We start from the raw sequence: 17,616 nt of genomic DNA on the forward strand, positions 1-17,616 counted from the left end.
GGCTTCGTCCTACTTCTTGGCTTTCTTGTCGCCCGAGTGGCCGTGGAAGGTCCGCGTCGGCGAGAACTCGCCGAACTTGTGACCGACCATCTCCTCGTTGACCGACACCGGCACGTGCTTCTGGCCGTTGTAGACGCCGAACACCAGCCCGACGAATTGCGGCAGGATGGTGGAGCGGCGGCTCCAGATCTTGATGACGTCGTGACGGCCGCTCGCGCGCGCGGCATCTGCCTTCTTGAGCAGCGAGCCTTCGACGAACGGGCCTTTCCAGACTGAACGAACCATGTCCGGCGATCCTTACTTCTTCTTCCGCTTGTGGCGGCTGATGAGAATGAACTTGGTGGTCGACTTGTTGGAGCGGGTTTTCTTGCCCTTGGTCGGCTTGCCCCAGGGCGTCACCGGGTGCCGGCCGCCCGAGGTGCGGCCTTCGCCGCCGCCATGCGGGTGGTCGATCGGGTTCATGACCACGCCGCGGTTGTGCGGGCGGCGGCCCATCCAGCGGGTGCGGCCTGCCTTGCCGACCGAGGTGTTCATGTGGTCCGGATTCGACACCGCGCCGATGGCACCGCGACAGCGGCCGTGCACCAAGCGCTGCTCGCCCGAATTCAGGCGAAGGATGACGTAGTCCTGGTCGCGGCCGACGATCTGGGCATAGGTGCCGGCGGAGCGCGCAAGCTGTCCGCCCTTGCCGATCTTCATCTCGACGTTGTGAACAATCGTGCCGACGGGCATGTTGCCGAGCGGCATGACATTTCCCGGCTTGACGTCGACATAGTTGCCGGCGACGACGGTGTCGCCGGCGGCCAGACGCTGCGGCGCGAGAATATAGGCCTGCTCGCCGTCCTGATACTTGATCAGCGCGATGAACGCGGTGCGGTTCGGATCGTATTCGAGCCGCTCGACGACCGCCGGCACGTCCACCTTGCCGCGCTTGAAATCGACGTTGCGGTAGGCCTGCTTGTGGCCACCGCCGCGAAACCGCACGGTGATGCGGCCGGTGTTGTTGCGGCCGCCCTTGGCGCGCTTGCCCTCGGTGAGCGTCTTGACCGGCTTGCCCTTGTAGAGGACTGAGCGATCGACCATCACCAACTGGCGCTGGCCCGGCGTCGTGGGATTGAATGTTTTAAGTGCCATGATCTATCGCCTTAAAGCCGTTTTGCGCCTCAGAGCCCGGTGGTGACGTCGATGCGGTGGCCCTCTTCAAGGGTCACAACCGCGCGCTTGCTGTCCGACTGCGAACCCAGGCTGCCGCGGAAGACCTTGGTCTTGCCCTTGCGCACCAGCGTGTTCACGCCCTTGACCTTGACGTCGAACAGCTTCTCGACCGCTTCCTTGATCTGCGGCTTGGTCGCCTTGCGCGCCACCTTGAATACGACCTTGTTGTGCTCGGAGGCCATCGTCGCCTTTTCGGTGATGACCGGCGAGACGATCACGTCGTAATGCTTCGCATCGATTGTCATTTGAAGCGCGCCTCCAGCGCATCAACCGCCGCCTTGGTCAGAACCAGCTTCTGGCGACGCAGAATGTCGTAGACGTTGATGCCCTGGATCGGCAGCACGTCGATGTTCGGAATGTTGCGCACGGCGGTTTCGAACCCGGAATGAACCTGAGCGCCGTCGACGATCAGCGCACTGGTCAGGCCGAGGCCCGAGAAATGGCCGATCAGCGCCTTGGTCTTGGCATCCTTCAGCTCGGCGCTGTCGATGACGATCAGACCGCCGTCCTTGGCCTTCGCCGACAGCGCGTGGCGCAGCGCCAGCGCGCGCACCTTCTTCGGCAGATCGTGCGCATGGCTGCGGACGACCGGACCGAACGCGCGACCGCCGCCGCGGAACTGCGAGACGCGGGCGGAACCGTGACGGGCATTGCCGGTGCCCTTCTGCTTGAACATCTTCTTGCCGGTGCGCCAGATTTCCGCGCGGCCCTTGGCCTTGTGGGTGCCGGCCTGACGCTTGGCGAGCTGCCAGTTGACGCAGCGCTGGATCAGGTCCTTGCGCGGCTCGAGACCGAAAATCCCGTCCGAGAGCTGGACCGAGCCTGCAGCCTTGCCTTCGAGGGTGGTGACGTTCAGTTCCATGTTATGCACCCTCCTTCTCGGCCGGGGCATCCGCCGGGACCTTGTCATCGCCGGCAGCCTGCGCGCCGCCGTTCGCAACCTTGAACTTGCCGGGCTTGGGCGCTTCCTTCGGCAACGGCTTCTTGACCGCGTCACGCACCGCGATCCAGCCCCCCTTGGAGCCCGGAACGGCGCCCTCGACCAGAATCAGCCCGCGCTCCACGTCGGTCTGCACCACGCGCAGATTGAGCGTCGTGATGCGATCGACGCCCATGTGGCCGGGCATCTTCTTGTTCTTGAAGGTCTTGCCGGGATCCTGACGTCCGCCGGTCGAACCGATCGAACGATGCGAGACCGACACGCCGTGCGTAGCGCGCAGACCGCCGAAGTTCCAGCGCTTCATGCCGCCGGCGAAACCCTTGCCGACCGAGGTGCCGGTGACATCGACGAACTGGCCGACCACGAAATGGTCCGCCTGAATTTCAGCGCCGACCGGAATCAGCGAATCCTCGGACACGCGGAATTCCGCGACCTTGCGCTTGGGCTCGACCTTGGCGACCGCGAACTGGCCGCGCTCAGCCTTCGGCAAGTAGACCGTCTTGCGCACGCCCGAGCCGAGCTGCAACGCGACGTAGCCGTTCTTCTCGCTGGTCCGGTGACCCAACACCTGACAATTGCTCAGCTTCAGCACGGTCACAGGGACATGCTCGCCGGTCTCCGTGAAGACCCGCGTCATCCCGACCTTTTGTGCGATCACTCCGGAGCGCATCGGCGTGCTTCCTGTTCTTTCTGTCCGCTAACGTTCGGACTGTTCCCTAACTTCGTTTCGACTTCCGCGCGCCCTGCCGAATCGGCGGGCTGCCGCGTCAGAGCTTGATCTCGACGTCGACACCCGCGGCCAGATCGAGCTTCATCAAGGCATCGACCGTCTGCGGCGTCGGATCGACGATGTCGAGAAGGCGCTTATGCGTGCGCATCTCGAACTGCTCGCGGCTCTTCTTGTCGACATGCGGCGAACGGTTGACCGTGAACTTCTCGATCCGCGTCGGCAGCGGAATCGGTCCGCGGACCTGCGCGCCGGTGCGTTTCGCGGTGTTCACGATCTCGCGGGTCGACGTATCGAGAATCCGATGGTCGAACGCCTTGAGACGGATGCGGATATTCTGGCCGTTCATTGCCTTGATCTCTCTGTTCCGTCATGGCCGGGCTTGTCCGGCCATCTACGTCTTGAAAAGAAGTCGTGGATGCCCGGCATCAAGCCGGGCATGACGAAAGCTGGTTACTCAATAATGCTGGCTACCACGCCCGCTCCGACGGTGCGTCCGCCCTCACGGATGGCGAAGCGCAGCTTCTCCTCCATCGCGATCGGCACGATCAGGTGCACTTCCATCGCGACGTTGTCGCCCGGCATCACCATCTCGGTGCCGGCCGGAAGATGCACCACGCCGGTCACGTCGGTGGTGCGGAAATAAAACTGAGGCCGATAGTTGGTGAAGAACGGGGTGTGGCGGCCGCCCTCCTCCTTGGTCAGGATGTAGGCTTCGGCCTTGAACTTGGTGTGCGGCTTCACCGAGCCCGGCTTGCACAGGACCTGACCGCGCTCCACTTCCTCGCGCTTGGTGCCGCGCAACAGCGCCCCGATGTTGTCGCCCGCCTGACCCTGGTCGAGCAGCTTGCGGAACATTTCGACGCCGGTCACCGTGGTCTTCTGCGTCGGACGGATGCCGACGATCTCGATTTCCTCGCCGACCTTGACCACGCCGCGCTCCACACGTCCCGTCACCACCGTGCCGCGGCCCGAGATCGAGAACACGTCCTCGACCGGCATCAGGAACGGCTGGTCGATCGGACGTTCCGGCTGCGGAATGTACTCGTCGACGTTCTTCATCAGTTCCAGAATCGCGTCATGGCCGAGCTTGGGGTCCGAGTTCTCCAGCGCCGCCAGCGCCGAACCCTTCACGATCGGAATCTTGTCGCCGGGGAATTCGTACTTCGACAGCAACTCGCGGACCTCGAGCTCGACGAGTTCGAGCAGCTCCGGATCGTCGACCATGTCGCACTTGTTCAGGAATACGACGAGAGCGGGCACGCCGACCTGGCGCGCCAGAAGGATGTGCTCGCGGGTCTGCGGCATCGGGCCGTCCGCCGCCGACACCACCAGGATCGCGCCGTCCATCTGCGCCGCGCCCGTGATCATGTTCTTCACGTAGTCGGCGTGGCCCGGGCAGTCGACGTGGGCGTAGTGACGGTTCGCGGTTTCGTATTCGACGTGCGCGGTCGAGATCGTGATGCCGCGCGCCTTCTCTTCCGGCGCCTTGTCGATCTGATCGTACGCCGTGAACGTCGCCCCGCCCGTCTCCGCGAGAACCTTCGTAATCGCAGCCGTCAAGGACGTCTTGCCATGGTCAACGTGACCGATCGTCCCGATGTTGCAATGCGGCTTGTTACGTTCAAACTTCGCTTTGGCCATTTGACTCTCCGTTCAGTCGTTGACTGTCGCCAGCGACAATCAGGCAAACTTCTTCTGGACTTCCGCCGACACGTTCGCCGGCGCTTCAGCATAATGATCGAACTGCATGGTGAAGGTTGCGCGCCCCTGGCTCATCGAGCGCAGGTTGTTCACGTAACCGAACATGTTCATGAGCGGCACCATCGCATTGATGACGTTGGCGTTGCCGCGCATGTCCTGACCCTGGATCTGGCCGCGCCGCGAGTTGAGGTCGCCGATGACCGAACCGGTGTAGTCTTCCGGCGTCACCACCTCGACCTTCATGATCGGCTCGAGCAGCACCGACTTGCCCCGCTGCAAAGCCTCGCGGAAGCACGCGCGCGTCGCGATTTCGAACGCCAGCGCCGAGGAGTCGACGTCGTGGTACTTGCCGTCGATGAGTTGCACCTTGACGTCGACCACCGGGAAGCCCGCGACCACGCCGGAGGAGAGCACGCTTTCGATGCCCTTCTCGACGCCGGGAATGTATTCCTTGGGCACCGCACCGCCGACGATCTTCGACTCGAACTCGTAGCCTTTGCCGGGCTCGCTCGGCTCGACGATCAGCGTGACGGCGGCGAACTGGCCGGTGCCGCCGGTCTGCTTCTTGTGGGTGTAGCTGTGCTCGACGCGCTTGGTGACGCGCTCGCGGAACGCCACCTGCGGCGCGCCGATGTTGGCGTCGACCTTGTAGGTGCGCTTGAGGATATCGACCTTGATGTCGAGATGGAGTTCGCCCATGCCCTTGAGGATGGTCTGGCCGGACTCCTGATCGGTGGAGACGCGGAACGACGGATCTTCCGCCGCGAGCTTCGCCAGCGCGACGCCGAGCTTTTCCTGGTCGGCCTTGGACTTCGGCTCGATCGCAATCTCGATGACCGGATCGGGAAATTCCATCTTTTCGAGAATCACCGGATGGGCCGGATCGCACAGCGTATCGCCGGTGCGCGCTTCCTTCAGGCCAGCCAGCGCGACGATATCGCCGGCATAGGCCTCCTTGATGTCCTCGCGGTTGTTCGCATGCATCAGCAGCATGCGGCCGATGCGCTCCTTCTTCTCGCGCGTCGAGTTGATCACGCCGGTGCCGCTCTGGAGAACGCCGGAATAGATGCGGCAGAAGGTGATGGTGCCGACGAACGGGTCGTCCATGATCTTGAACGCCAGGAGAGCCATCGGCTCCTTGTCGTCGGCATGGCGGACGACCTCGTTGCCCCTGTCGTCAATGCCCTTGATGGCGGGCACATCGAGCGGCGACGGCAGATAGGCGACGACAGCGTCGAGCAGCGGCTGCACGCCCTTGTTCTTGAACGCCGTGCCGCACAGCACGGGATAGAACGCGCCGGTGATGACAGCCTTGCGGATCAGCCCCTTGAGAGTCGCTTCATCCGGCTCGGTGCCGTCGAGATAGGCAGCCATGGCGTCGTCGTCGAGTTCGACGGCGGCTTCCACCAGCTTCTCGCGATATTCTTTCGCCTTGTCGGCGAGATCAGCAGGAATCTCCTCGACATCGTACATCGAACCAAGAGCGTCCTGATTGAAGACCAGCGCCTTCATGCGGACGAGGTCGACCATGCCCTTGAAGTTGTTCTCCGCTCCGATCGGGAGTTGCAGCGCCACCGGGCGCGCGCCGAGACGATCGACGATGTCGGCCATGCACTTGTAGAAGTCGGCGCCGGTCTTATCCATCTTGTTGCAGAAGACGATGCGCGGCACCTTGTACTTGTCGCCCTGGCGCCAGACGGTCTCGGTCTGCGGTTCGACGCCCTGGTTGGAGTCGAGCACGCACACCGCGCCGTCGAGCACGCGCAGGGAGCGCTCCACCTCGATGGTGAAGTCGACGTGGCCCGGGGTGTCGATGATGTTCAGCCGCTTGCCGTCCCAGAACGCAGTGGTCGCGGCGGAGGTGATGGTGATGCCACGCTCCTGCTCCTGCGCCATCCAATCCATCGTCGCGGCACCTTCGTGCACTTCGCCGATCTTGTGGCTCTTGCCGGTGTAATAAAGGATGCGCTCGGTCGTGGTGGTCTTGCCGGCGTCGATATGCGCCATGATACCGAAATTACGGTAATCCTCGATAGCATGTTGGCGGGGCATGGAACTGTCCTTGAATTCCTGTTGTCGCCGTTACCAGCGATAGTGCGAGAACGCGCGGTTGGCTTCCGCCATCTTGTGCACGTCTTCGCGCTTCTTGACCGCGCTGCCCCGATTGTTCGACGCGTCGAGCAGCTCGGCCGAGAGCCGCTCCGTCATCGTCTTTTCATTGCGTCCCCGCGCGGCCGTGATCAGCCAGCGGATGCCGAGCGCCTGACGTCGGGTCGAGCGGACTTCCACCGGCACCTGATAGGTGGCGCCACCGACGCGGCGCGACCGCACTTCGATGGTCGGCATGACGTTCTCGAGCGCCTGCTCGAACACCGTGAGCGGCCCCTGCTTGGTCTTGGCCTCGATCAGGTCGAGCGCGCCATAGACGATGCTTTCGGCGACCGACTTCTTTCCGGCATACATCACCGAGTTCATGAACTTCGTAATGACGATGTTTCCGAACTTCGGATCGGGAAGCACTTCACGCTTTTCGGCAGAATGGCGACGCGACATCGTTTCTCTTCCCGCTTATTTCGGACGTTTCGCGCCGTACTTCGAACGACGCTGCTTGCGGTTCTTGACGCCCTGGGTATCGAGGACGCCGCGGAGGATGTGGTAGCGCACGCCGGGCAAGTCCTTGACGCGGCCGCCGCGGATCATGACCACGGAATGTTCCTGAAGGTTATGCCCTTCACCCGGAATATAACCGATGACCTCGAAGCCATTGGTCAAGCGCACCTTGGCGACCTTGCGCAGCGCCGAGTTCGGCTTCTTTGGAGTGGTCGTATAGACACGCGTGCACACGCCGCGCTTCTGCGGCGACTGCTGCAACGCAGGCACCTTCTTGCGCGACTTCTGTGTGACGCGCGGACTTGCGATCAGTTGGTTGATCGTCGGCATCGTTCGCCTTCACCCTTATATTACGCGAAACCCGAAGCGGTTCCGCAGATTCGTCCGGGGCTATCGCCCACCCGCTCGCTACGCATGAAACGATTCACGCAAAACGAAATCGCGCCAACCGTTCATCGCTGAACGGAAAGCGCTTCGACACCACAGAGGACCGCGATCAACGCCAGCCGGAAGGAACCGGCCAGCTTCCACCGAGGTCATGCATCCGAAATCAATCTCGAGAGAACTCGCTCAAGAGAACGACTGTCGTCCTGGCATTGCCTAGCTATCATCGGCAGCGTCTGAGCAGCATTCGTCGAGGTTGGTGCCCGTCTCTATCAATTAAATCAGATAGAAAGGGTAGTCCGTTCCGACGTTGGCGTAACTCACCGCCTGCCGTTAAGTGCGCGGGTTTTATCCACCGCGAGTCGCCAAGTCAAGGCTAAAGCGCGGTCACACAAGCACTTCCACCCGTTGATCACCGGACATCCGGCGCAATCCCCTGTCGCGGAAAATCGCCGACAGCCCGCTTCACCGCCCGGCCGGACAGGCTTCAAAATAAAGCACTTTCCGGCCCGGAAGCCGGACGAGACCAGGACCGAGGCCAACTCTGAGCGGTCACACCCGCGAATCCGGCTCTTATTCCTGAGATATGTCCCCGCCTCCGCCGCCGCATGCCGGTGAATTTGAGACTCACCTCGTCAAAGAGGTTGCCATTGCACCGGAGGAGGCAACAGCGGCGTGCGATGATCGCGAACCTCGGAGCTGCAGCGCGGCGAGTTCCAGTAATGTCGACAATAATAAGAACCCGGGCCGGGTCGGGGTTGAGGCCTGCGGTGGTCGCGAACCACCGGCCCCGACGTGAAGATCGGATCGTGGCCTGGACCCGGTCCATGCACGGGATGATAGACGACGGGACCGTGGCTCGACCCCGGCCCGTGGACGGGACCCGTGCCGAAAGGCCCGCCGCCGCAGTCGATGCAGCGTCCGTGCCCGCCGCGATGGGCCAAAGCAGCGCCGCCGCCTGCCGCAACGACCAGTGCGAGCGAACAGCCGGCAATGAAGGCATCGTCTTGATCGCGCTCGGCGGCGCTTTCGACGAAGCGGCCCGATGACGAATGCCGCTAGCTAGACTAGATCGAGGAAGCGTGTGACGGCCAGACGTCCCTGTTGGAGCATTCCGGATAGCCTGATTTCGACAGGATGCACGCGCAACTTCAATATCTGAAGCGACCAGCCCGCAGGGCAGCGTCAGGCGAAGCCAAGATCCGCCGTCCCACGACGCCTTCGACCGCGCAGCCGCACAATCCGACATGCGCAGTCGGACGTCGCGGACGACGCTTCGCTGATCCGCAACACACGTTGCCGGAGCCACATCATAAAATAATGGGTGTCAAATATGCCGCGCTCAGCGCGACCGGATGTCTGCGTTATCAGATGTCGCAGCATCGCCGCGAAAGACGTCCACACACGCTAAAGCGCCGCCAGTCGGCCACCTCATCGGCGACGACAAGCAGCGCTGTAGGTCATATAGACCGATTACCAGTGCATCGCGCCAAGCGGCCTAACGCATCTTGCCGCTGGGACGGTCAACGCCGATCGAAAGGTGCAGAATTCGGAAAGCGTCGATCGTAACACGGAACCGAGCAATACCTAGCAAACTCGGAAACTTTACCGGCCTCCGCGGTCGAACCAACTCAAGGAACTCCGCAGCGGCGGCGACGACGTATAATCAGTTAATTAGTGAGCCACAGGCTCACGCCGTCTATTTTTTTGATCGAGACTAATGACCGTGCGCGTGGCCGTTCTTGGCTTCACGATGGGCCAGCTCGCTCAGCAGCTTCTGTGCCAGCAGATCCTGGCCTTCCTGATCAACGGGAAACGTGTTGGCGTTGCCAAGGTAGCCAAGAGGAGCACTCTTCGCGCCTAGCGTTCCCGAACCGGCATGGATCACCTTGCCATCCGAAGTGTAAGAACCTTCGACCTGCTTACCCAGAGATTCATCGTAAAAAGAAACGTGTCTCGGCATCGGTGCATTCCTCCATTATTGGACTGCCCTGTGTACCGATGGACACAGCGACCGTATAGCCAACTAGTTTACATAGTTGATATTTTTATTTGGTGAAGGATCTGGGTAGCAGCCTGTCGTACTCGCGCCGAACCGCGCGATAGCACTCGCACGATGTGCGCTCCAACAACCTGCGATCCAATATCGTGATGATGCCGCGGCTGTATGTGAGAGCCTTCTGTTGCTGAAATTTTTTCAGCTCGGCATTAACCGCCACGCGACTGACGACCAGCAACTCAGCCAGGAATTGTTGCGTGAGTCGAAGCTCGTCGCCGTCGACGCGATCGTGAGACTTCAACAGCCATCGTGCGCAACGCTGAAGCAGCGTATGGCTGGCATTGCACGCAACGGACTGCATCACCTGCGCGAGGAATGCTCGAGAATACGCGTTGAGCTTGCGCCGGAATACCGGCAGACGTGCCTGCAACTCCTGAAAGTCGGAAAAGGAAATGCGGATCGCATCACCTGACACCTGGACCACGGCACGGTGCATCGACTGGTCGTCACCCATGATGGCTCCGACGTTGATCAGGCCCTCACGCCCGGTGGTCGACGTTTCGGCCGTCTTGTCGGCCTTGAGCGGGGCGACGTTGGAGATAATCGCCGTCTCCGGAAAGTATACATAATCAAACGGGCCGCGTGGTTCGTATAGCACACGGCCCAGCGTCAGCTTGACGGGCTCGCACAGCTTTTGAACTTCGATCCATTCCGAGTCTGGGATAGTCGCCAACAGGGCGTTTTTTGGTCTCTGTGTCATTGTCCCCGGTCACCGGTTCGTCAGGATATTCGAACCAGCCGGCACGGTTACGATCCTTGCAAGACCGAAGGCAAGCCGCGCCCCGATAAAGCTCCGACTCGCCGTAACCGTTTTCGCCGCCAGTTCAATCAAACCTTTATCGTAGAACTGCTTGCCAAACATTCCGATACGTCCGTCTCCCAATGCGTTGCACGACCTCGAACGCCACCGCAGGGGCAACGCTCGCGGAAAGGCGATGGCTGTCACTCATCGATATATTTAATACGATATAACGTGACCCAAGCCAACTCTGCTCTGCCGGCGACCGGGTCCAACACCGCGCCAGCCCTAGCGATGCGCGGCAAGGCTCACCTTCTTGCTTTTGGGCGGGACTGGCACCGACCAGGATCGGACCCGGTCGCGAAGCCGACGGAGGCGGCCGTAGCCTCGCTGGCGGAGCGCTTCCAGCGAAAACGCCAGCGATCGACCGGGTCCGACATCGACGAGCAAATCCGCCATTTTTCTGCGTCCGGCCCAGAGCTGAGCCATGAAGCTTCCTTCGTATGAACAGGAATCGATCGCCGCCACCCCGGTTGAAAACAAATCGTCCGTGATTTTATCGATGAGCAACGCGCCAGGCGAGTATTTTGCGTAGTCGGGACTAAACGCGGTTTTCCAGGTATAGGCCGTGGCGCCGCAATACATCAGCACCTGCGCTGCAATGGCACGTCCGTCGACGCGAAGCAATGCGACCGACGCGCTGCCGTGCTCGGCGAGCGTAACGACCATCCGTCGGGCGAAAGCCGCATCCGCGGCATCACACAGCAAGGCCGTGCCGCGCGCGCCCTTCCAGCCCGCGGCTTCCAGCTTCAGGAACGCCTCGAACGCCTCCCGCACGTCGGGCGCACGGTTGTTGACGATATCGACGATGCCGGCCGCAGAAAGCCGGTTCCAGTCCTGCCGCAACTTCTTCCGGGTCGAGCCGGACCGTTTCGTCCCCACGTCGGGGGTCGCGAAAGGTCGCGTGCTCTCTGACAACCGAAGCTGCGCACCGCCCTGCTCCGCGAGCGCGTTCACAAGCATTTCAAAGCTCAAAGCTTCGGCGTCGAGCGACTTAAGATTGATCACCTTGGGCAGCAAGGGGCTGTTCCGGATCGCCGACAGGAAGGCCGGAATGACATCATGGACGAAAGCGGGATCCACAACGGGGTTTGACAGAAAGGCGTAGTTGTACGGCAGCGCCTCCAGCAGCGCGGGCCACAACCGCGAAATCCTGCGTACGCGAAAGGCCCAGATGCCGACCAGCCTTCTCGGTTCGGCGCTATCGTCCCACGCCGACAGAACCTGAATGCGCGCGAATCCGGTTTCATTCGCGACGGTCAGCGCGAGGGGATTCATGAAAACGTTGGAAGAAGCCCGCCGGACAAGATCGTCCCATGGCGCCGTAATGTCCGGCGTTGGTGAACAAATGCTTACCGAAATCATCACGCGCCTCGAGCGATCCTGTCGGGCGGCATAGTGTCGTTACGGGCATTGTTTTTCTGTTAAGTTGTATCGATCCTGTCCGCCGTCGATCGCTTGATGCCCTTCAAGGTTTTTTTGCTTTTTCGGCGCAATGATCGACCCGCGGAACAAGGACGAATTCATGCGTTACACGGACATCGCGATCGTTGGCGGCGGATTGGCCGGCGCGACCGCTGCCGCGATGCTGGGCCGCGCAGGAATTGCCGCGATCATGATCGATCCGCACGCGGCTTACCCAGCCGACCTGCGCTGCGAAAAGCTTGGCGGCACTCAACTTCCACGACTGCGCCGAACCGGCCTGGATGAAGAGATACTGCGCGCAACGACCCTCGATGGCGAGGTCTGGGAAGCGCGGTTCGGCTTCGTTGTCGCGAAAAGACCCAGCGACCAGCACGGCGTGATGTACGACACGCTTGTCAACACCATGCGGGCGCAAATCCCGCCCGGCGTGGAAATTCTTTACACCAAGGCCGTTGAAGTCGCCACCAGCGACGAACGCCAGTGCGTGGTGCTGGCGGACGGCGAAGAGATTTCCGCGCGGCTGATCGTGCTCGCGAACGGCCTCAGCATCAGCCTGCGCCACATGCTCGGCCTTCAGCGGCGCGTCATCAGCGAGTGTCATTCCGTGACGCTGGGGTTCGACGTCGCTCCGGTCGGCCGCCCGACGCTGCCCTTTCCGGCCCTGACCTACTGGCCGAGGCGCGTGGCCGACCGTTTGGCCTATCTGACGCTGTTTCCGATCGGCAGCACGATGCGGGCGAACATGATGGTCTATCGACCCACGGACGACATCTGGTTCCGCAAATTTCGCGAGAACCCCGAAGCGACGATGCGCGCGATGATGCCGGGCCTCGACCGCATGGCCGGCGACTTCAAGGTTGTCGGGCCGATCAAGATCCGGCCGGCGGACCTGTACGTCACGGAAAATCACCGGCAAGCCGGCGTCGTTCTTGTCGGCGACGCTTTCGCGACATCGTGCCCGGCCGCGGGCACGGGAACCGACAAGGTGTTCACCGACGTCGAGCGGCTTTGCAACGTCCATATCCCGAACTGGCTCGCGACCGAACGCATGGACCGCGCCAAGATCGATATGTTCTATGACGATCCGGTGAAGACGGAATGCGATGCATGGTCGACCGCGAAAGCCTGGCACCTGCGCTCGCTGTCGATCGACAATGGCCTGACGTGGCGTATACGCCGGTGGGCGCGCTTCGTCGGGCGGCTGGCCCGGGGCCTAACACGTTCGAGCGAGAAATCCGGCATGCTGCCGGCCGCATCGATGTCGCGTACCAATTCCCACGAGGGCAGGCTCGCCTGAGCGATCAGGCGGGATCGGCCTTCCCCGGCGGAATAGGGCCTCATAGCGTTTCCGAGCGAAGGATGCCCGGGGGCTCGACCGGGGAATGGATCCCGGTTCGCGCGAAAACATCATAGTTCCGATCGCACTGCTGCGCGCAGCCGGCGCGCTATGCATCTTCATGATGCGCGTCGTCATGCCGATGGCTCTGATCGTCCCAGAGCTTGCGGTAGAGGCCGTTGGCCCTGATCAACTCCGCGTGGGACCCACGCTCGACCGCCCGACCGCTGCTGATGACGATGATCTCGTCCATATCGACGACCGAGGTCAGGCGATGGGTCGAGAAGATCATGGTTCGTCCCCTGGCCGCCCTGAGAAGCGTGCGATTGATCGCGGCTTCGGTGATCTGGTCGAGCGCGGAGGTCGCCTCGTCGAGCAACAGGATCGAGGGATCGCGAACGATCGCGCGCGCAATCGCTATGCGCTGGCGCTGGCCGCCCGACAGCGTATCGCCGCGCTCGCCGACGACAGTATCGTAGCGCCGGGGCAGGCTCATGATGAAGCGATGAATCTCGGCCTTCTTCGCCGCGGCCACGACTTCCGCGTCGCTTGCGTCTTCCTTGCCCAAGCGAATGTTTTCGCGGATCGACATGTTGAACAGCATGTTCTCCTGAAACACGATCGCCATGCTCGATCGCAGCGACTCGCGCGTCACCTTGCGGGTATCGAGGCCGTCGATGGTGACGCGGCCGTCGTCCGGCACGTAGAGGCGCAGGATCAGGTTGAGCAGCGTGCTCTTGCCGGAGCCGCTCGGCCCGACGATCGCGATGCGCTTTCCGACATCGAGCCTGAGACTGAGGTTGTCGAGAACCGGTGTCTCGGCGTCCTCATATCGAAAGGTCACGCGATCGAAGGTAATGTCGTGGGTAATGCGCGGCAGGTCGGGCGCGCCAGGGCGATCGGCGCCGCGCGTCGGTTCGTCGAGCAGTTCCTGCATGTGGCGCACGGCGGCCGCGGCCTGGATCGAAACCGGCACATAGGACATCAGATGGGCGATATTGTATGAGATTTCCCAGAACGCGCTTTCAAACGTCACGAACGTTCCGATCGTGATCTGGCCGCTGGTCGCGAGATAGCCGCCGATGCCGAGGACGACGAGATGCAGCAGCAGCACGGCGATCGTGACGGAGCGCTCGACCATGCTCGACAGGAACGTTGAGGATGCGATCTTCTTCCGGGTCTCCTCGTTGCGTACGGTGAACCAGCCGCGGGCGCGGCGCTGCAGGCTGAAGGCCTTGACCAGAGCCTGCGCGGCGATGTTCTCCTGGACCACGCCGAGGATCGCCGACTCGTTGACCTTCTGCTCGTAGTTCGCCTGCACCGCCTTCGGCGTCAGGAAGCGCGGCCCGATCAGCGTGATCGGAAAGATCAGCAACGCGACCACCGCGAGCTGCCAACTCAGGAACAGCATCAGGACGATGCCTGCCACCAGTTCCATCGCTGGCAGCAGTCCCGTGTTGACCGTGGACTCCATGGCGCCTTCGAACGCCGAGAGATCGACGGAGAAGCGTGAGAGAATTTCGCCCCGCTTTGTTCGCGCAAAAAAAGCCGACGGCAGATCCTGCACGTGATTGAACAGCCGGAGCCGGACATCCGAGATGACGGACGACGATAGCCGGGCGTCCCAGCGTTCATACCAGATCGAGATCAGCGAGGTGATGACGCCGGCGACGGCGAGCGCCGACAGAATCCGGATCAGGACGCCGAAATCCTCCTCGCCGAGCGCATCGTCGATCAGAAACTTGAGACTCAGCGGCATGATGACGTTGAACAGCGTCTCCACCAGCAGGCCGAATCCGACGAAGGCAAGCGCCTTTCGATAGTTGCCGAGCAGCGGCCGAATGAACCGATAGACCGTCGCGATCGCGCCGGCAGCCTCGCGCGCCGTATAGACGGATAGATCTTCGTCGTCATCATCGTCGAGGTCGGGTTCGTCGTCCGCGTCCTCAACATCATCGACGTCTTCGTCGTCCTCGATGCGCGCCCGCAGACGCGCTTCGGGAACGACGTTGCGCGGAGTTGAGCGAGACTCGGCCGCCGATCCGCCGTTGCCGGGAGAGGTCTCGCTCAACACTTTCGCCGCATCCTCGAGAGCGGAGAAATCGTCGTTGGTCGGCTGTGCCTTGGGCACGTAGGTTCACCGTTGCAGGACGGCCCGTTCGGCCGTTGAATTCGATTGAAAGCGGCGGCTTAGACTGCCGGAGCAATTCGCCGCAACCGGCCCATCACTCGCCGGAATGACGGGTCAAATCCCCGTCGCCGTCGTACCCTACTTTGTCGAACAGGGAATATCGCAAGCTGTCGGAATCCGCGTACCACTGACCCGGACCCTTGTTGGCTGCATTGGCAACCGTCCACAATTCGGCAGTGCAATCGTTGCGATTCATGGAAAGGTCGAAACCATTGTTGAAAAAGATCTCCGACCATTCCCACCAGGTACCGAGCTTCTTGACGCCGCGCAGCAGATCGTAGCGGTCGATCAGCGCCGGCTCCATGTCGGAGGTGACGGAGCCGAAAATCAGTCCGGTTTTAATGACGCGGTTCAGTTCGCGAACCGCCCGCAACGTCCGGGATTCCGGAACATGGCACAGGCTCGTTTCGTAGACGAAATCGAACTGTCCGTCCGCGAAGGGCATATCGAGAATCGAGCCCGACAGGTTAAACGCCTTCAGCGCCGTTGGCGTCATCGCATGGATGGCGCGGTTGTTCTCGATGCCGACGGCATCGATGCCGCGGTCGCGCAGCGCGCCGACCAGTTCACCACTCGCCGAGCCTGCCACCAGCAGCTTGCAGTCCGTCGTCCTGTGCCAGGCGACCCGGATCATCTCGACCAGGAAATCCGGATCGCTGAACTGCTGCCAGACCTCACGATAAGGGCCGAGACCGCGATAGTTGGCGAAGTAATCGCGATTGATCCGGTCGAATGCGTTGGCGTCGGTCCGGCCGCGGGCGCGGCGGAGTTTCATCATCTCGGTGACGACGATGTCGGTCGCCGCATCCGATGAATCCAGCAGGCCATTGAGCGTCGAATCGAACAGGTAGTCGCCGACCAGCACAAGCCCCGGATGCTCCTTCGGCTCGGGCCGATGGTTGGTCATGACGTCCCGCGCGGGAAGACCGCCGGGAATCGCGTTGACCGACGACATCCAGCGATGGATCTTGCCTTCGAGGAAATGCGCGCGTGCGTTGCCGAGCGAAGCCGGGAGCGACTTCAGCGCCGTTTCGATCAGCTCCCTGTCACTGATGTTCGCGAACGCCAGCGCGTCGGAGCCGGCGATCAGCCAATTCAGCACGCCATGACGGCCGACGTCGTGCCGCGCGCCTTCGTTGTAAACACAGCAGCCGCCGAAGGCTTCGGACATGAACCACGCGCCTGAAATCTTCTCGCCCCAGAACGGTTCGTCGAACAGCACCGACACGCGCAGGTAATGCGCCGGCCGGTCGAAGTAGGCGACGTGCCTGACCATCGACTTGCGCAACTGCTCGCCGTCCCACCCGACCGTCGCGAGCCAGCTATGGGGCAGGCACATGATGACGAGATCGAAGTCGCGGGTCTCCGGTCCCTTGCCGTTCATCATGTTGAGCTGATAACGGCCGCCCGGCGTCTTGCCGACCTTGAGGACGCGGTGATTGAGCTGGATGTCGGCATCGACCTCCGACTTCAGGCAGTCGATCAACTGCTCGTTGCCATTCTGGATCGAATACAGGCCGATATAGCCGTCCACATCCATCACGAAGTTCTTGAGCGCATTCAGTCCGTTGGTGTTGTGGCTCTCGGTGGCGATATCGGAGCGCGCCATCACCTTGAAGAAGCGTCTGGCGACGGGGTCAGCAATCTCCTTGTCGAGCAGTTCCTCCGCCGTCATGAACGCCCAGGGATGCTCGTTGTCTCGTGCGCCTTCATAATACGCGATCGGCGACATCATCTCGGTGCAACGCTTGCGAAAGGCCTCGATGGCGTCGGCGGTTCGCGCCCCGTATTTGCGGCGCATGCCGGGAACGTCGTCGAGGAGTTCGCCGTCGAGTTGCACCTGCCCGGCATCCATCGGAATCGTCTGCAATCCGAAATGCTGGATCAGTTCGCGCAGCGGGTCCGGCCCCGTCATCGAGTAGTCGTAGATCTCCGCAACTCCCGCCTCGTACATTGCCGGCGCGGCCTCGAACTTGCGGGTCAGCAGCTTGCCCCCGAGGCGGTCGGAAGCCTCGAAGATGGTGACGCGACACAGTTCTCCGAGCTTTTTCCTGAGGTGCCAGGCGCTCATCAATCCGCCAGGGCCGCCACCAACAATTGCGAGATCAAGCATTTTCTTCTTTCGACATCCGCGCCTGGCGCTTTCGCGGCCCCGGCCCAGCCTTTCCTCAGAGCCGGCGAACGAGGCCAGCACAGCTCCTCTAATGGAGGAAGCGTCAGCTTCCC

The 17,616-nt window shown here is 62.0% G+C and carries 18 protein-coding genes; 2 read left to right on the forward strand and 16 right to left on the reverse strand.

What is annotated here, in order from left to right:
- Positions 1 to 9 precede the first annotated feature (9 nt).
- The 10 genes from rpsS to rpsL form a co-directional block, all read right to left on the reverse strand.
- Positions 10 to 285: a 30S ribosomal protein S19 gene (rpsS, locus tag ACMDCM_RS07575; RefSeq protein ID WP_292619257.1), complete on the reverse strand. Its 276-nt coding sequence runs from the start codon at positions 283 to 285 to the stop codon at positions 10 to 12.
- A gap of 12 nt (positions 286 to 297) precedes the next feature.
- Complete coding sequence (gene rplB / locus ACMDCM_RS07580; protein WP_412772992.1) at positions 298 to 1,134, reverse strand: 50S ribosomal protein L2; 837 nt, start codon at positions 1,132 to 1,134, stop codon at positions 298 to 300.
- A 29-nt stretch (positions 1,135 to 1,163) separates the two neighbouring features.
- A complete protein-coding gene (locus ACMDCM_RS07585) occupies positions 1,164 to 1,460 on the reverse strand; it encodes a 50S ribosomal protein L23 (protein ID WP_412772993.1) in 297 nt (98 codons plus the stop codon).
- Positions 1,457 to 2,077, reverse strand: coding sequence for a 50S ribosomal protein L4 (gene rplD, locus ACMDCM_RS07590; protein ID WP_412772994.1), 621 nt, complete (start codon positions 2,075 to 2,077; stop codon positions 1,457 to 1,459). Before rplD ends, ACMDCM_RS07585 begins: the two co-directional genes overlap by 4 nt.
- Position 2,078: 1 nt before the next feature.
- The gene (gene rplC / locus ACMDCM_RS07595; protein ID WP_412772995.1) at positions 2,079 to 2,825 is read right to left on the reverse strand and encodes a 50S ribosomal protein L3; all 747 of its coding nucleotides are present in this window, start codon (positions 2,823 to 2,825) and stop codon (positions 2,079 to 2,081) included.
- A 97-nt stretch (positions 2,826 to 2,922) separates the two neighbouring features.
- Positions 2,923 to 3,231, reverse strand: a complete 309-nt coding sequence (gene rpsJ, locus ACMDCM_RS07600; protein ID WP_002712302.1) for a 30S ribosomal protein S10 — start codon at positions 3,229 to 3,231, stop codon at positions 2,923 to 2,925.
- A gap of 104 nt (positions 3,232 to 3,335) precedes the next feature.
- The gene (gene tuf, locus ACMDCM_RS07605; protein WP_412772996.1) at positions 3,336 to 4,526 is read right to left on the reverse strand and encodes an elongation factor Tu; all 1,191 of its coding nucleotides are present in this window, start codon (positions 4,524 to 4,526) and stop codon (positions 3,336 to 3,338) included.
- A gap of 39 nt (positions 4,527 to 4,565) precedes the next feature.
- Positions 4,566 to 6,638 (reverse strand): elongation factor G, encoded by a 2,073-nt coding sequence (gene fusA, locus ACMDCM_RS07610; RefSeq protein ID WP_412772997.1) that lies wholly within the window; start codon positions 6,636 to 6,638, stop codon positions 4,566 to 4,568.
- 30 nt (positions 6,639 to 6,668) lie between these two features.
- A complete protein-coding gene (rpsG, locus tag ACMDCM_RS07615) occupies positions 6,669 to 7,139 on the reverse strand; it encodes a 30S ribosomal protein S7 (RefSeq protein ID WP_412772998.1) in 471 nt (156 codons plus the stop codon).
- Positions 7,140 to 7,154: 15 nt separating this feature from the next.
- The gene (gene rpsL / locus ACMDCM_RS07620; RefSeq protein WP_412772999.1) at positions 7,155 to 7,526 is read right to left on the reverse strand and encodes a 30S ribosomal protein S12; all 372 of its coding nucleotides are present in this window, start codon (positions 7,524 to 7,526) and stop codon (positions 7,155 to 7,157) included.
- A gap of 926 nt (positions 7,527 to 8,452) precedes the next feature.
- On the opposite strand from rpsL, the gene ACMDCM_RS07625 reads away from it, so the two are divergent.
- Positions 8,453 to 8,629: a hypothetical protein gene (locus ACMDCM_RS07625; RefSeq protein ID WP_412773000.1), complete on the forward strand. Its 177-nt coding sequence runs from the start codon at positions 8,453 to 8,455 to the stop codon at positions 8,627 to 8,629.
- Between the two features lie 668 nt (positions 8,630 to 9,297).
- Here the strand turns inward: ACMDCM_RS07625 and ACMDCM_RS07630 are convergent.
- The 4 genes from ACMDCM_RS07630 to ACMDCM_RS07645 all read right to left on the reverse strand — a co-directional run bounded on the left by ACMDCM_RS07630 (position 9,298) and on the right by ACMDCM_RS07645 (position 11,803).
- On the reverse strand, positions 9,298 to 9,543 hold the full coding sequence (locus ACMDCM_RS07630; protein ID WP_412773001.1) for a hypothetical protein: 246 nt from the start codon (positions 9,541 to 9,543) through the stop codon (positions 9,298 to 9,300).
- Positions 9,544 to 9,628: 85 nt separating this feature from the next.
- Complete coding sequence (locus tag ACMDCM_RS07635) at positions 9,629 to 10,312, reverse strand: Crp/Fnr family transcriptional regulator (RefSeq protein ID WP_412773002.1); 684 nt, start codon at positions 10,310 to 10,312, stop codon at positions 9,629 to 9,631.
- A 36-nt stretch (positions 10,313 to 10,348) separates the two neighbouring features.
- Positions 10,349 to 10,501: a hypothetical protein gene (locus ACMDCM_RS07640; RefSeq protein ID WP_412773003.1), complete on the reverse strand. Its 153-nt coding sequence runs from the start codon at positions 10,499 to 10,501 to the stop codon at positions 10,349 to 10,351.
- Between the two features lie 165 nt (positions 10,502 to 10,666).
- On the reverse strand, positions 10,667 to 11,803 hold the full coding sequence (locus ACMDCM_RS07645) for a GNAT family N-acetyltransferase (RefSeq protein ID WP_412773004.1): 1,137 nt from the start codon (positions 11,801 to 11,803) through the stop codon (positions 10,667 to 10,669).
- 160 nt (positions 11,804 to 11,963) lie between these two features.
- On the opposite strand from ACMDCM_RS07645, the gene ACMDCM_RS07650 reads away from it, so the two are divergent.
- A complete protein-coding gene (locus tag ACMDCM_RS07650; protein WP_412773005.1) occupies positions 11,964 to 13,160 on the forward strand; it encodes an NAD(P)/FAD-dependent oxidoreductase in 1,197 nt (398 codons plus the stop codon).
- 148 nt (positions 13,161 to 13,308) lie between these two features.
- On the opposite strand, the gene ACMDCM_RS07655 is transcribed toward ACMDCM_RS07650, so the two are convergent.
- Positions 13,309 to 15,330, reverse strand: a complete 2,022-nt coding sequence (locus ACMDCM_RS07655; RefSeq protein WP_412773006.1) for an ABC transporter ATP-binding protein — start codon at positions 15,328 to 15,330, stop codon at positions 13,309 to 13,311.
- Between the two features lie 94 nt (positions 15,331 to 15,424).
- Complete coding sequence (locus tag ACMDCM_RS07660; RefSeq protein WP_412773007.1) at positions 15,425 to 17,503, reverse strand: FAD-dependent oxidoreductase; 2,079 nt, start codon at positions 17,501 to 17,503, stop codon at positions 15,425 to 15,427.
- Positions 17,504 to 17,616: the final 113 nt, after the last annotated feature.

It is taken from the genome of Nitrobacter sp. (genome assembly GCF_047149785.1).
Classification (GTDB): domain Bacteria; phylum Pseudomonadota; class Alphaproteobacteria; order Rhizobiales; family Xanthobacteraceae; genus Nitrobacter.